This is a genomic window from Humibacillus xanthopallidus (assembly GCF_044793955.1).
GTDB lineage: Bacteria > Actinomycetota > Actinomycetes > Actinomycetales > Dermatophilaceae > Humibacillus > Humibacillus xanthopallidus_C.
The window spans coordinates 3,164,435-3,177,813 of record NZ_CP084995.1 but is presented as its reverse complement, the minus strand read 5'-3'; the positions used below and the strand labels follow the sequence as shown (position 1 = coordinate 3,177,813).

At 67.6% G+C, this 13,379-nt stretch carries 15 protein-coding genes; 12 read left to right on the top strand and 3 right to left on the bottom strand.

Annotated features, from left to right (window positions below):
• Positions 1 to 108 precede the first annotated feature (108 nt).
• From rplS to LG278_RS14155, 9 genes are all read left to right on the top strand, one after another.
• Positions 109 to 498 (top strand): 50S ribosomal protein L19, encoded by a 390-nt coding sequence (gene rplS, locus LG278_RS14195; RefSeq protein ID WP_404387855.1) that lies wholly within the window; start codon positions 109 to 111, stop codon positions 496 to 498.
• Positions 499 to 568: 70 nt separating this feature from the next.
• The gene (gene lepB, locus LG278_RS14190) at positions 569 to 1,288 is read left to right on the top strand and encodes a signal peptidase I (protein WP_404387853.1); all 720 of its coding nucleotides are present in this window, start codon (positions 569 to 571) and stop codon (positions 1,286 to 1,288) included.
• Positions 1,288 to 2,184 (top strand): signal peptidase I, encoded by an 897-nt coding sequence (gene lepB / locus LG278_RS14185; protein WP_404387851.1) that lies wholly within the window; start codon positions 1,288 to 1,290, stop codon positions 2,182 to 2,184. Before lepB (LG278_RS14190) ends, lepB (LG278_RS14185) begins: the two co-directional genes overlap by 1 nt.
• A 16-nt stretch (positions 2,185 to 2,200) precedes the next feature.
• Positions 2,201 to 2,974: a ribonuclease HII gene (locus LG278_RS14180; RefSeq protein ID WP_404387849.1), complete on the top strand. Its 774-nt coding sequence runs from the start codon at positions 2,201 to 2,203 to the stop codon at positions 2,972 to 2,974.
• 7 nt (positions 2,975 to 2,981) lie between these two features.
• The gene (locus tag LG278_RS14175) at positions 2,982 to 3,302 is read left to right on the top strand and encodes a DUF2469 domain-containing protein (RefSeq protein ID WP_026863782.1); all 321 of its coding nucleotides are present in this window, start codon (positions 2,982 to 2,984) and stop codon (positions 3,300 to 3,302) included.
• Positions 3,303 to 3,415: 113 nt separating this feature from the next.
• Entirely contained in the window at positions 3,416 to 3,820 is a 405-nt protein-coding gene (locus LG278_RS14170; protein WP_404387847.1) for a YraN family protein, read from the top strand.
• Entirely contained in the window at positions 3,820 to 4,800 is a 981-nt protein-coding gene (locus LG278_RS14165) for an ATP-binding protein (RefSeq protein ID WP_404387845.1), read from the top strand. The genes LG278_RS14170 and LG278_RS14165 overlap by 1 nt, the downstream gene beginning before the upstream one ends.
• A gap of 944 nt (positions 4,801 to 5,744) precedes the next feature.
• Entirely contained in the window at positions 5,745 to 6,518 is a 774-nt protein-coding gene (locus tag LG278_RS14160; protein WP_404387844.1) for a hypothetical protein, read from the top strand.
• Positions 6,505 to 6,963, top strand: coding sequence for a type II toxin-antitoxin system VapC family toxin (locus tag LG278_RS14155; protein WP_404387842.1), 459 nt, complete (start codon positions 6,505 to 6,507; stop codon positions 6,961 to 6,963). Before LG278_RS14160 ends, LG278_RS14155 begins: the two co-directional genes overlap by 14 nt.
• 128 nt (positions 6,964 to 7,091) lie before the next feature.
• On the opposite strand, the gene LG278_RS14150 is transcribed toward LG278_RS14155, so the two are convergent.
• Positions 7,092 to 7,973, bottom strand: coding sequence for a hypothetical protein (locus LG278_RS14150; RefSeq protein ID WP_404387840.1), 882 nt, complete (start codon positions 7,971 to 7,973; stop codon positions 7,092 to 7,094).
• 736 nt (positions 7,974 to 8,709) lie between these two features.
• Between LG278_RS14150 and LG278_RS14145 the strand changes: the two genes are divergently transcribed.
• The 3 genes from LG278_RS14145 to LG278_RS14135 all read left to right on the top strand — a co-directional run bounded on the left by LG278_RS14145 (position 8,710) and on the right by LG278_RS14135 (position 11,285).
• Positions 8,710 to 9,042: a hypothetical protein gene (locus tag LG278_RS14145; protein WP_404387838.1), complete on the top strand. Its 333-nt coding sequence runs from the start codon at positions 8,710 to 8,712 to the stop codon at positions 9,040 to 9,042.
• Between the two features lie 341 nt (positions 9,043 to 9,383).
• On the top strand, positions 9,384 to 9,794 hold the full coding sequence (locus LG278_RS14140) for a hypothetical protein (RefSeq protein ID WP_404387836.1): 411 nt from the start codon (positions 9,384 to 9,386) through the stop codon (positions 9,792 to 9,794).
• Positions 9,795 to 10,058: 264 nt separating this feature from the next.
• Entirely contained in the window at positions 10,059 to 11,285 is a 1,227-nt protein-coding gene (locus LG278_RS14135; RefSeq protein WP_404387835.1) for a hypothetical protein, read from the top strand.
• Positions 11,286 to 11,613: 328 nt separating this feature from the next.
• Here LG278_RS14135 and LG278_RS14130 read toward each other — a convergent pair whose 3' ends face one another.
• Together LG278_RS14130 and LG278_RS14125 are read right to left on the bottom strand one after the other, a co-directional pair.
• Positions 11,614 to 12,327, bottom strand: coding sequence for a recombinase family protein (locus tag LG278_RS14130; protein WP_404387833.1), 714 nt, complete (start codon positions 12,325 to 12,327; stop codon positions 11,614 to 11,616).
• Complete coding sequence (locus LG278_RS14125; RefSeq protein ID WP_404387831.1) at positions 12,308 to 13,027, bottom strand: helix-turn-helix domain-containing protein; 720 nt, start codon at positions 13,025 to 13,027, stop codon at positions 12,308 to 12,310. Before LG278_RS14125 ends, LG278_RS14130 begins: the two co-directional genes overlap by 20 nt.
• Positions 13,028 to 13,379 lie beyond the last annotated feature (352 nt).

Genomic DNA, 13,379 nt, shown 5'->3' with positions numbered 1-13,379 from the left:
CACAGGGGGAGTTGGCCCACCAGCCTGACCCGGTGTGCCACGTGGCCTGAGGGACGCGCCCTGACATACCTGCCGGGTGACCTGTGGCGCCCAGGAAAGCGAAGCATCATGCAGAAGTTCGACGAGCTCGACAAGGCGTCGCTCCGCGACGACATCCCCGCCTTCCGTGCGGGCGACACGCTCAAGGTCCACGTCAAGGTCGTCGAGGGCACGCGCTCGCGTGTCCAGGTCTTCCAGGGCGTCGTCATCCGTCGCCACGGCGGCGGCATCGGCGAGACCTTCACCGTCCGCAAGATCTCGTTCGGTGTCGGCGTCGAGCGCACCTTCCCGCTCCACACCCCGATCATCGACCACATCGAGGTCGTGACCCGTGGTGACGTGCGCCGCGCCAAGCTCTACTACCTGCGTGGTCTGCGCGGCAAGGCTGCCAAGATCCGCGAGAAGCGTGAGACCGTGCCGGCCAAGACGGCCGCCAAGGCCCCGGCCAAGAAGGCCTGACGACGTCTGCTGACGCAGGCGTCACGATGACCTCGCGAGGCGCGGTGGATCCCCTCCGGGACGCCCCGGCATGAGTGCCGGGACGGCCCCCGAGCCCGGGTCCGCCGCGCCTTCGCGCACTCCCGAGCCGAGCGGCATACGGCGGCATCGCTGGCTCCTCGGCCCGGCGAGCCTGCTGCTGCTCGTGCTGCTCGTGCGCGCCTTCCTCGTGACGCCCTTCGGCATCCCGAGCGCGTCGATGGAGGACACGCTGCTCGTCGGCGACCGCATCCTCGTCAGCCGTCTGACGGCGCCCGCTGACCTGCAGCGCGGCGACATCGTCGTCTTCGACGCGTCGCAGGCGTTCAACCTGCGCCTGCCGGAGCGGGGCGTCGTGCAGACGCTCGTCGAGGCGGGGCAGAGCCTCTTCGGCAAGGGGCAGCCGACCGACTACGTCAAGCGGGTCATCGGGCTGCCCGGTGACCGCGTGAAGTGCTGCGCTCCCGACGGGCGCCTCGAGATCAACGGCGTCGCCGTCGACGAGCCCTACATCGCGCCGGGAGCCGTGCCGAGCACGATGACCTTCGACGTGACGGTGCCCGACGACCGCTTCTGGGTCATGGGCGACAACCGCGGGGCCTCGTCGGACTCGCGGGCACACCTGGGCGAACCGGGCAGCGGCATGGTGCCGGGGGAGGACATCATCGGCAAGGTCTGGGTGCGATACTGGCCGCTCGGTCGGCTCGGAGACGTCGACCAAGGCCAGCTGACATCCGTGCCAGCCGTCCCCGTCCCACGAAATGGTGAGTGATGTCGCAGCAGACCGGACGCCCCGAGGACCCGACGCGCGGGCGCGGCACGGACGACCTCCAGCGCCGCCGCGGCCAGCGTGACGACGACGGCTACGACGAGGACTTCGACAACGACGAGGACCGCCCCCGCGGCTTCTTCGGGACGGTGCTCGCGGCCATCAAGGAGCTCGTCATCGTCATCGTGCTGGCGATGGCCCTGTCGTTCGTCGTCAAGACGTGGCTCTTCCAGGCCTTCTACATCCCGTCGGGCTCGATGGAGAACACCCTCGTGCGCGACGACCGGGTGATCGTCAGCAAGCTGACCCCCGGGCCGTTCGACCTGCGCCGCGGCGACGTCGTCGTCTTCGAGGACCCCGGCACCCCCACCCCGTGGCTCTCGGGCCTCGACAACGGCAGCAGCACCGTCGGCGGGCCCTTCCACGAGGCACTCGTCTTCGTCGGCCTGCTGCCCGAGGACGCCGAGAACCACCTCATCAAGCGGGTCATCGGCCTGCCCGGTGACCGGGTGCAGTCCGACGGTGGCGCGGGCCCCATCCTCGTCAACGGCGTGCCGATCACCGAGCCCTACATCAAGCCGGGCGACGCCCCGAGCGAGGGCAAGAAGTTCGACATCACCGTGCCCGCGGGGCACGTGTGGGTGATGGGCGACCACCGCTCCGACTCCTCCGACAGCCGCTTCCACGACGACGGCACGGGCGCGACCGGCTCGGTGCCGCTCGACAAGCTCGTCGGGCGCGCCCTCTTCATCGTCTGGCCCATCGACCACGTGACCTGGCTCGGCGTGCCCGAGCGCACCTTCGCCGAGGTGCCGGCTCCGGCGGGCACCCCCGCCGTCGCGCCGTCCGGGTCGACGACCTCGCCGGCCACCACCACCACCAAGGCGCCTGCGGGCTGACCGGTCGATGGTCTCGATGGTCTCGCGTCCCACCCCCTCCAAGAAGCCGTCGCTGCGGGTCGAGCGTGCCCTGCAGCGCTCCGGTCACCGTCTGCTCGCGGGCATGGACGAGGTGGGTCGCGGCGCCCTCGCCGGCCCGGTGAGCGTCGGTGTCGTCGTCATCGACGAGACGGTCCGCTCGGCGCCGGTCGGGGTCAAGGACTCCAAGCTGCTCACCGAGCGCGCACGCCAGGGGCTGGTCCCGCGCATCCAGCGCTGGGCCGTCGCGTATGCCGTGGGTCACGCCGGTCCTGACGAGATCGACGCCATCGGCATCATGGCCGCGCTGCGGCTCGCCGGCACGCGCGCGCTCGACTCCCTCGGGGTCGTGCCCGACCTCGTCATCCTCGACGGCAACCACGACTGGCTGACCTCCCCGGGCGAGGTGGGGCTGCTCGCCTTCTCCGACGACGCCGCTGGTCCGTCGACGCCGCCGGTGACGACGATGATCAAGGCCGACCTCAAGTGCTCCTCCGTGGCCGCCGCGAGCGTGCTCGCGAAGGTGGAGCGCGACGACCTCATGGTGGGGCTGGCGGCCGACCACCCGGCATACGGCTGGAGCCTCAACAAGGGGTATGCCGCGCCCGAGCACATGGACGCGCTCGCCCGGCTGGGGCCCTGCGAGCTGCACCGCCGGTCGTGGCGCCTGCCCGGCGTGCACGAGCCCGGGCTGGTTGGGGTGTTGAATGAGGGGACGGACCTGCCGGTGCCCCTCGCGGTGCCCGAGCAGACAGCAACGACGGTCAGGTGAGCCAGCGGTGAGTTCGGAAGACCTCGAGAAGTACGAGACCGAGATGGAGCTGCAGCTCTACAAGGAGTATCGCGACGTCGTCGGGCTCTTCACGCACGTCGTCGAGACCGAGCGGCGCTTCTACCTTGCCAACTCCGTCGACGTGAAGGTGCGCACCGACGGCGGCGAGGTCTTCTTCGACGTGACGATGGCCGATGCCTGGGTGTGGGACATCTACCGCCCTGCGCGCTTCGTCAAGAACGTGCGCGTCGTGACGTTCAAGGACGTCAACGTCGAGGAGCTGCCCAAGCCCGACATCAAGCTGCCGGAGTCCGGCGACTTCTCCTGAGGTCGGGTCGGCTGTCCACACCTCCCCGGTGCAGGCGTGGCGAGGGGGTATGCCGTCCACAGGCGTGACGTGGGCGTCGCGCAGTGCCGCTCGGGGCGTCGAGGGTGGGGGTCATGGACCTCTCGATCCCTGCCGACACCGGCGGCGCAGATCCTGCCGTCTCCCGGCCTCGCGCGCTCGGTGACTACGGCGAACGGCTCGCGGCCCGCCACCTGCTCGGTCAGGGGATGGCGATCCTCGACCGCAACTGGCGATGCGTGCGGGGCGAGCTCGACATCGTTGCCAGGGAGGCGCACGAGCTCGTCATCTGCGAGGTGAAGACGCGCAGCGGTGAGGGCTTCGGCGCCCCCTTCGAGGCGGTGACGTGGCGCAAGCTGCGTCGGCTGCGGCAGCTCGGCGGGCTCTGGCGCGACGACCATCCGGCGGAGGCCGGCGGGCCCCTGCGCATCGACGTCGTCTCCATCCTGTGCCTGCCCGGTCGGCCGGCGCGGCTGGAGCACCTGAGGGGCGTGTGCTGATGGGCTTCGGGCACACCCGGGCGGTCGCGCTGCGCGGGGTCAACGGCTTCGTCGTCGACGTGGAGGCCCATGTGGCTCAAGGGCTCCCGGGCTTCGCGATCAGCGGACTCGGTGACTCGGCCGTCAAGCAGTCGTCCGACCGCATCAAGGCCGTCGCGGCCACGATCGAGGGACTGCCGGTGAGCCAGCGCCGGGTCACCGTCAACCTCTCGCCTGCCGGTGAGCGCAAGGTGGGCACGGGCTTCGACCTCGGCATCTTCGTGGCCGTGGCCGCGGCCATGGGCGTCGTCAAGGACGCGGTCGTGGCCGACGTGGTGCACATCGGGGAGATCGGGCTCGACGGCACGGTGCGGGCCGTGCCCGGCGTGCTGCCGCTCGTGCGCGCCGCAGCCCTCACCGGCGTGCGGCACGTCGTCGTGCCCGTCGCCAACGCGGCGGAGGCGAGGCTCGTGCGCGGCGTCCGCGTGCACCCCGTGGCCGAGGTCGCCGAGCTCGTGCGTCGCTACGACGCGCTGCGTCGGGGCCGGGCGGTCGCAGAGGTGCCGGTGCCACCGGCCCCGCCGCCGGCGCCGGTCGTCGCCAAGGACCTCTCCGAGGTGGTGGGCCAGGCCGACGCCAAGCTCGCCCTCGAGATCGCCGCCGCGGGCGGCCACCACCTGCTGCTCGCCGGCCCGCCGGGCGCTGGCAAGACGATGCTGGCCGAACGTCTGCCGGGAGTGCTCCCGGGCCTCGACGACGAGGAGTCGATGGAGGTGACCGCCATCCACTCGGTCCTCGGGGCGCTCGGCTCCTCCGTCGGGGGAGGGCAGCTCATCACCCGGCCGCCGTTCGTCGCACCGCACCACGGGGCCTCGCAGGCCGCCGTCGTCGGTGGGGGGAGCGGGCACATCAGACCGGGTGCGATCACGCAGGCGCACCGCGGGGTTCTCTTCCTGAAGAAGGCGACACGCCCATATCCCCCAGTTTCCGGACGCAGCTAACTCACGGGCCCCCCGCCGATGAGGGGACATAGGTGTCCACAAGTGGGAAGGGGGGTCGGGCATGGTGCCGTCAGTGCTAGGCCGCGACCGTAGAGGGGACCGTTGGGCAGAGTGCCCCGAATCACTCACATCGACTGCCTGTCCGAACAGGCGAAGGAGGAACTATGCGGATGCCCAAGAAGCGACCGCCGGTCCGCTGCTGTGGCGTGGACGATACCGGACGGCCGTGCCTGCGGATGGCACCTGCTCGGCTCGGACTCTGTGCTGAGCACCTGGCGCCGTACTGCGCCGCCCCGGTGACACCGGCAGGCGACGCCTGTCTGGCTCCCCGAACCCATATGACGGGGAAGTACGGTACGTGCGACGACCATCGGCTTGATCCCACGGAGGACTCTGTGCGGGCCTCAGCTCAGGTCGCAGACGATGACGCTTCGACGCCCGTCGGCTACGACGTCGGGCGCTCGCCCATGGTCGACGATGCTGTCTTGTTTGGAGCATCGATCACATGGGAGAACCGCGGTGCGCGGGAATTGGAGTTCATTGACGGTCTCCTCACGGCGGAAATCGTGGTGGAGCGGGATGGGTCCATGCTCGGTCTCGACGTTCTGACGTGGGCACCCGATGACTGACGTGCATCTCGACCACATCTGAGCCTCTAGCGCGTATGGCTGAGACGCGCTGAACTTCGGTGACGCGAACGGTCCGGCGGACGCCCGCCGGCCGGGATGGGCCGGGCGCACCGCGCTCACGCAACGCGGAAGCCTCTCCCTGTCTTGCCGATGAGCGCGCGGTCTCTTCCCCCAGACGCACGCCACTGCACTCAGGGACTCGCGAAGCCGTCCCGCCGAAGAGCATGCCCGTCCCGGTGCGGGTCCCCGCGGCGGGTGAAGACCGGTCTGGGCCGGTTCCGCGTCAGCGCCGGACGCGCCGTGCATGATGAGCCTATGGACGCGCTCGAGCTGATAGTGGACGAAGGACGACCTGCCAATGCGGGGCGATTCTTTCAGTTGGGGCACGACCTGTTGACACTTCTGGACGAACTGTCTGACGTGCCTGTGCCGTGGCTCATCACGAGTCTGCGCACGGGCTCCGCGGTTGCGATGGTCGCCCCACCGGAGAACCACCTAGCCGAGGCGCGCGTGCTCCGGCTCGCGTACTTCTCTCTCGAAACCGTGCAGGGCGGCGGTGGGCTCTCCAACGATTGGACCCCCGACGCGGTACGGGTGGCCCACCGCTTCGTGGAACACGGCCAGCGAGCGGACGGCGAGAGCGACTGGGTGCCGCCCCGGCTGCGCCTCGTTGAGGACACGGGCCTACTCGGCCACGCGGTTGCCCTAACACCCGAGTTGGGGCAGCGGCTGAACGACCTTCAGCCATTTGAGCGGCGGATGCCGGGCTCAGTCCGCGGCGAACTCGTCGGCGTGAACGTCTCCCGCGGCAACCGGGCCAGCCTGCGTCTTCCCAACAGGCGGATCGTGCGCGTCGGTTTCGAGTCCACGCTGAGGAACCAATTGAAGGACGCGATGTACCGGCAGGTCGAGTTAACCGGCCTCATCAAGCAGGACGCGGAAGGGCGCGTATTCCACATCCGCGCCGAAGAGGTCAGCGTGCTTACCAAGCCCGCGGTCCGCTGGTCCGACTTGTTCGGGATCGACCCCGACTACTTGGAGGGTGCCTCCGCCGAGGAGTGGCTGGAGGCGAACCGTGGGGAGGCCTGACAGGATCGAAAGCGCGCTCCTCGACGCCTCATCACTCCTCGGCGTGGTTCAGGGCGAGGAGGAGTTCGCTTGCCTCAAGTCGTTGCTCGCGGCTGTGGACCGGGGTGCGATCAAGCTCGTGGAGTCCACGGCGATCCTCACAGAAGTCCTGCCCCACCACACGCGCGATACTGAGGCCCACAGGCGAGCGCGTGAGGGCGTTCGCGCCTTGCTGGAGTCGCCCGATACTCAGTTGGTGGACGTGAACACCGTCGTGGCTCGGAAGGCAGGGGACCTGCGCGCCGAGTTCGGTCTCCAGACCTGGGATGCGATCCACTTAGCGACCGCAGTCGTGGCGCGGGTAAATATTCTGATCGTTCGGGACCACAAGTTCCCCTTCGGGGACTACGACGGCGTCCACATATCCCGCCCGTTTGACATCGACGAGGACAAGCTCTTTTCTTAGAGCCGTCCCACAGCCGCTCGGGCCGCTTGCCGGGGCTGGTCTCGGTTGCGAAGACGTTGCGTTTGGCCTCCCTCGTGTCCTGATGCCCAATCCTTCACCCCTTCCCCTTAGGTGCGGGCATGGGACGGCTACGTGCCGAAGAAGGCGGAGACCGGGTCCACCCCGACCTGAAGCGGATTCTCGGTCATCCGAGCGAACTCGTCCTCGGTGACCGCCATGACCCCTATGCCCTCCACGAAGCTGAACTCTCGAGGATTGAGCTCGGGAAGTGCGCCGAAGTCGACGTTAACTGGACTCGGCCAGATCTGGCACGCGCGACCAGCTTCAACCAGCGGGTGCAAGATCGGCCAGCTTGGGTGCCAGACGATCGAGATATTTAGGCCCCGGATCCCGAACGAGCGTGACGCGTAGCGCAGGTCATGCGACCCAACGCGCACGTGTGGGAGAAAGATGCGCGCCGTCTCGCCCTCCCAAGGCGTCTCTTCTGCAACCGCCCGCCGGGTGACGAAGATAGAGAAGCCATCGGGCGGGGGCGAGCCGTCGCGCATCCAGTCGAGCCACTCAGGCTCCATAGACGCGAATCGCGGCAGGTCCTCGTCCCGATCGACGTGAGGGTTATCGTGCACCGCCTTGGGATGAGCGCTCAGCAGCCCGATCTTGAGGTACCAGCGGGCGAGGGCTGCGCTTTCCTCTGCAGTTACCAACGGCCACGCGTGGTCCTCCGACCACGGAATCAGGCGCCGGCCAATGTCTTTCACTGGCTGCTCGATGGTGCGGTTAAGCAGCTCGTTGCAAGACTTGCACATGGGCACATGCACACTCGGGAGGGCCGGGAGCCTCACGACGGTCACGCCGTCGCGCTTGGTGTACGGAACGCCGCCCTTGCTGCTGGTGAACGGTCCCTGGTCACCGAACTCCTGCACGAGCCATTGCGACCAGACATGCTCGCCAACCCCGACTGAGGGATTGGGACAGAGGACGCAGGGCTGGCCAGGGAAGCGGTTGGGCACGCCCTCGACGGTACATGGCGTCGACCTCCCTCCTCCGATTAGGCTCATTGACCGGACTATGTGCCTGCCGAATTCGCTAACGTGCATCTGCCACGGGGGAGGGTTCTCGAGCCGGCGCCATCACGTGCCGCGCCGAGGACGGGACGTTCGACACTCCCGCGGACGGGACGCCACGCCGGGCACCGCGGACTCCGAAGCATCGAGCCAGCAGTTGGCCGTCGATTGGCGACCATGAAGCGGGCTCCGCCTCCGATGCGCTGGTCAGCACCGGCGCGGTGGGGCTGTGGATGACGGCCGACCGATGTCGGCGCCATCTGCTCTACTGGTTGGACCGGCCAGCGGAATCGGGGAGGTCCACGTCTTGCATCAGACGAAGATCCAACAGACGCCGAGGCGAAAGTTCGCCGTGCACGAGATCGCGCGGGCTCTCGACGTGCCAACTAGCGAGGTGATGGACGCCGTCGCGGCGATCGGGGAGTTTGTCCGGTCGCCGCAGCACCGGATCGAAGAGCCCCCGGCGAGACGGCTTGTCGATTACCTCGGCCGCGACTGGCCCTTTAGCGAGCCAGTAATGCAAGGAACGCAAGCCCCCCAGGAGCGGTCCGCGACCCAGCTGCGCGGCCTCACACCCCCAGTGCCGCAGCCAAAGCGCAACAATCACCCCCTCATGACGTCAGAACCCCGCAGCAGGGACCGCCGCTACCCGGACGCCCGACCTCCACGGCCAAAGCGCAGGATGCCTACGAAGGCGAAACCGTTCAGCACCCTCACAGATCCAGTGGCGGCCGCCTTCGCCGATGCCAGCCACGACGCCGCACCGGCGTGGACCGACGTTTCATGGCAATGGCACGGTTTCGATGAAGTCGAACGAGACTACTGGGTCTCAATGGGCCTTCGTCCCGGGCAGGCCCGGACGGCGAAAACGTTGCGTGATGCCGGTCTCGACGCTGCTGATCTGCAGCGCGACCTCAACGGGACCACGGTGCTATGGAGACTCCAGCACGGCGAAGGAGTAGCTGCAGTGCTCCGGCTGCTGAACAGCGGCAACAATGAAGGACAGACGGGTTAGGTACCGCCAGCGGCACGTGTGTGCTCAGTTCGCCCGGCCCGCCAGCGGCTCAGATCGTAATGGCGCTTGGGATCATCGACTGGTGGCTGGCCGTGAGGCGCTAAGACGGTTACCGGACAGTGCCGCGGACCGGACGTCCGATCTCGCCGCTGGCTAGCGGCCCCAACCGTCGCCAACGCCGGGCTGCCTCGTTCTGGCTCCGCCAGCTGTCGAGCCCGGCGCCACGCTTGAAGGAATCCGACCGTATCGCTCACGAACCGTTCTGCTTCGGCCAGGGGGCCAGGGCTGGTTTCGTTGGGTTTCTGGAGCCGCGTGGGCAACGCTCAGTTAGCGTCGGGCCCATGATGGTGCCCGCCGACTCCGCGGCCTTTGAGAGACCGGTGCGCTACTGGCATGGAACCCGTGCGTCACTCAAACGCGGAGACGCACTTTTAGCGCGGTCAGTGACCGGAACGCCTCGGACCAGGGCCTTGATGTATCCCGGGGTGGCTCCGCCGGCCGAGTCAGCCGACTGGGTTTATGTCACCACCCGGCACAAGTTTGCGTGGATGCACGCCTTCTACTCGGGGGCAGACGGCGACCCGATCGTCCTGCTGGTTGAGCCGGACGAGACGCTCGAGCGAGACCCGGAGTACTCAGCGAGGATGCAGGCCTTTCGTTGTCGCTCAGCACAGGTCATTCTCGTGGATACCACTCCGGCCATCACCGAAGAGGAGGCCGCAAGCGGCTGGGCATCGGTAGACGGTAGCTAGACGAGCAAGCTGGTCCAACGCCCTCCGCAGCAGGCCTTTCTATGCCGCCGACCGGCGGTGCCGAATAGCGGGCACCGCCCAATCAATCTCTCCGGGGAGCTGGGTGGTCATACCGCTCCCAAAGGACGTCTCGTTCCGGAACAGAGACAGGGCACCCAATGACACCCGGCTCCCGGAGTCCCGACAGTCCCCTCCGGTCGGGGCAGCAGGTTATCGTCATGCTGCTCCGGCATCGTGCCGGAACATCGAGGCAGGGGGCAGCTCATGTACCGCACACCGGATGGCACCGAAGTCGCGTTCACTTATGCCTTCCCCCTGCCTTTTCACCTTCCAGTGCCCGATGGTTTCGCTTGGGACGCGACGTTCGGCGAATGGCAGTTTTGCCCATGCCAGCAGCAGGCCACCGACAAGCCCGTCGTCACCGCCAGCGTTCAGCGGCTGGACGTCCCGATGGCTCAATTGCTTCCCGGGGACACCGCTAAGGCCGTGAAGGCCTTCTACGGCCACGACCTCGAGACGTACGCCAGCATCTCCGAACCCGAGATCCCGTACGCCCGCAGCTACGTGTCCATGGAGACGCCCCCGTTCCTGCTCACCACCGACCCACACGACTGCGCCACAGCCTCCCGCGATGACGCCTGGCACTTCTGGCTTCTGCGGTCCGTGCCCGCCCTGAATGCGATGATCCGTGCCGCCGCCACCGTCACCCACGACCACTCCCTGGTCGAAGTCGACTACCGAGACCTCGGGCATCTGGTGATTCAGGGCGCACGACTGGACGAGAACCGCTGGGTCCCGCTACCCCCGGTCATTCTGAACTACGAGACGGGGGCCGCGCGCGAGCCGATGGAGGCTCATTGGGCGTTCGGGCTCGAAATCCGGTTCTTCCACTGGGCCAACGACTACCCGTTCCTCAAGGCGCGCCTCTACCGCCAGAAGTCGGAAAACGACCGGTTCACCCGTGGAGACCTCTTGTCCGCCATTGTTAGCCTCAACACGGCCGCCGAGATGATGCTGTTCGACACCTACCGGCTCATGCTCATCGACCAGGGCGCGCAAACCGAGAAGGAGCTCACCGACCAAGCTCGCGCCACGAAGTTCAGCGCCTTGGTAGGGACCCGGTTCCCCCAATTGCTCGGCGGCAACTGGCGAGGGCCAGCCGTGACCGCGTTTTGGAAAGAGCTGTACGAAAGACGAAACTCAGCGGTCCACGCCGGAGCCATCCCTGCCGAGAACGACGTTCTCGCCGCTGCCCAAGCCTTTGATGACCTCAAGACGTTCCTTGAGCAGCGCCTCATGGCCAACTGGAAGACGTTCCCCCGCGCGCTCATGTGTCTCCTGGGCGAGGACCTGCGCGGTGCCAATCTTGCTACGAAGCCGGCATTCCTGGCGTTGCAGGAGACGGTCCTCGCCGAGGGGCTCTACTGGCTGGCGCCTGACCGCCGCGCTGGTGTCGATATGAGTCTACGAAACCGGGTCCGGTTCCCGTGACGACACTCGCCAGCCTCCTTAGTACAGCGTCCAACGGATCCGAAGGCCTCTATCGCGTCCGCGAAGCCCTGACGGGGAGCATGTCCAGCTAAGGGTCCGGGAGGCTGCTCACCGAGATGCTGTCCAGCACCGGCACCGCCTACTGGTGTCGCACCGACGGTCTGGAGCTTCGAACCTTTCCGATGGCCCGACCACCCGAGCTCCGCGACCTCCTCCTGCCAACCCGACCATCGCAGCGGCTCGAAGGCGTCGGCGGCCGCTGGCGGGCGCTGCGTTGCGGAGGCCCTCTGACCCGTTACGACCCGCGGCTTGAGCATGCGCACAGAGGTTAGGCGGGGCCGATCCCGTCGTGAATAGCGGAACGGTAAGCCGCTTGCGCGCTGGAGAGGTGCCATCGGCCTCCTCCTTGGCCAGTAGGTACTCCTTCTGCATTCAGCCGCTCCACGATTTGTCGCCACGGGACGCCCAGGCTTCGCTCAGTGACGAGGCGCGTTCGCACCTCTACGGGCAGTGACGATCTCCTGCCTAAACGGACGCCCGAGGCTTTGCGCGCCGCCAAGGCATCCCGAGTTCGTTGGCCAATGATCCGCCTCTCGTACTGAGCCGCGGAGCCGAGGACGTGTGCCATGAACTCACCTGAGGGGGTCGAGGTGTCCACCGCCAAGTCCAACGCGACCAAAGCCCAGCGCTCGCGTCGACTGCGCTCTAGGAGGCCAGCGAACGCCAGGAGCGATCTCGACAAGCGGTCGACTTTAGCGGCCACGAGGAGCCCTGCCTCGCCGCCACGCAAGGACTCGAGAGCTGAACCAAGCCCCAGCCTTGAGTCAGGCTCCGTCGCGCCGCTGACGCCCTCATCGGCCACCCATCGAGCGATTTGCCAGCCGCGCCGATCGCACTCGCTTTGAATCGCAGCCCTTTGAGCCTCCAGACCCGCGCCAAGTTCAGCCTGCTCGCTGGTACTGACACGGATATAAGCCAGTGCTACGTCACGCACAGCCTGGCGCTGAACCGCTGAAGCCTGCTTACGACCGCCATGCGTCATATAGAAGTTGTACCAGCAAACGGTCGTTTGGTGGTACGGAGGTCGTCGAGAACTGGTCAGCCACCGTCCACTTCGACCTGTAGCCGTCCGGTCCTCGCAGTACCTCGTAGGTCTTGGTTGCTACTCGGCCTGCGCCTGGGCGCTGGCTCCGGGTGTGCCGCTCAAACCCGTATCCCCCCATGGACGGCCCGATCTCCACACGGTGGAGGCTCACCCACCGGTCCCGCTGACGGCGCGCTCGCCGCTCGCGCCGCATATCGAGCCTCTCCGCGTACTGGCTCTCCGGCGCCAAGGCAGGCCCAGCAATTGTGAGCAAACGGTCGAGGAGGTCTCGCGCGCGCTCCGGGCTCGAGGAGTGGCTCAACCGCACCGAGAGCCTCGCGAGGGTGGTGTATCGGGTGCGGCGCTCCCCGCGCTCCAGTCTGCGTAATGAGCGAGAGGACAGACCGGTACTCACCGCCAACGCTTCCTGAGTGATCCCCGCCTCGAGCCGCAGGGCGCGTAACTCCTGACCGAGGGCCTTGAGATACGGGACTTCCCACTCCTGGATCGGGCGCCGACAGTCGAATGCAGTCGTGAAGTTGGAATCCGGACCCACTGCGGGCGCGGGCAGAGGCTGCAGGCCACACGAACCGCAACCACCGGGGTCGGATTCTTGGCGCTGTTTGGAGGGGTGCCCCTCCGAAATGCCGATGCACATGCGGTAAGTGGACACCGGCAGCAGCCCTTGTGTCGTGTCTCGCCTGACCGTGCGGACTGCGAACGCGACAGTCGCCCGTGACCACAAGGGATGTGATCTACCTCACAGCGCCGCCGTCCCGCATGCGTAAGCCCGGGCCCGGCGGGCCGCGATCGGCCCGAGGCAAGGCTGAGCCCGCGACGTAAGAGCCACAGCCTCCACAGAGTGCGCGGCGGTGAGTGTCGCCGCCTAACAGGCATTCACCCCGCGGGGATGGCACTCACGCGGCACAACTTCATAGCATCTCCGACGCGACGGGCGTCGGCGTAGCAAGCCTCGCCGTAGAGAGGCCACGAGGGGCCCCGACCCTCTA

Excerpts from the sequence above, each read along its gene's own strand:
- rplS (WP_404387855.1), top strand. The coding sequence starts at position 109 with ATGCAGAAGTTCGACGAGCTCGACAAGGCGTCGCTCCGCGACGACATC.
- lepB (WP_404387853.1), top strand. The coding sequence starts at position 569 with ATGAGTGCCGGGACGGCCCCCGAGCCCGGGTCCGCCGCGCCTTCGCGC.
- lepB (WP_404387851.1), top strand. The coding sequence starts at position 1,288 with ATGTCGCAGCAGACCGGACGCCCCGAGGACCCGACGCGCGGGCGCGGC.
- LG278_RS14180 (WP_404387849.1), top strand. The coding sequence starts at position 2,201 with ATGGTCTCGCGTCCCACCCCCTCCAAGAAGCCGTCGCTGCGGGTCGAG.
- LG278_RS14170 (WP_404387847.1), top strand. The coding sequence starts at position 3,416 with ATGGACCTCTCGATCCCTGCCGACACCGGCGGCGCAGATCCTGCCGTC.
- LG278_RS14165 (WP_404387845.1), top strand. The coding sequence starts at position 3,820 with ATGGGCTTCGGGCACACCCGGGCGGTCGCGCTGCGCGGGGTCAACGGC.
- LG278_RS14160 (WP_404387844.1), top strand. The coding sequence starts at position 5,745 with ATGGACGCGCTCGAGCTGATAGTGGACGAAGGACGACCTGCCAATGCG.
- LG278_RS14145 (WP_404387838.1), top strand. The coding sequence starts at position 8,710 with ATGCCTACGAAGGCGAAACCGTTCAGCACCCTCACAGATCCAGTGGCG.
- LG278_RS14140 (WP_404387836.1), top strand. The coding sequence starts at position 9,384 with ATGATGGTGCCCGCCGACTCCGCGGCCTTTGAGAGACCGGTGCGCTAC.
- LG278_RS14135 (WP_404387835.1), top strand. The coding sequence starts at position 10,059 with ATGTACCGCACACCGGATGGCACCGAAGTCGCGTTCACTTATGCCTTC.
- LG278_RS14130 (WP_404387833.1), bottom strand. The coding sequence starts at position 12,327 with ATGACGCATGGCGGTCGTAAGCAGGCTTCAGCGGTTCAGCGCCAGGCT.
- LG278_RS14125 (WP_404387831.1), bottom strand. The coding sequence starts at position 13,027 with ATGTGCATCGGCATTTCGGAGGGGCACCCCTCCAAACAGCGCCAAGAA.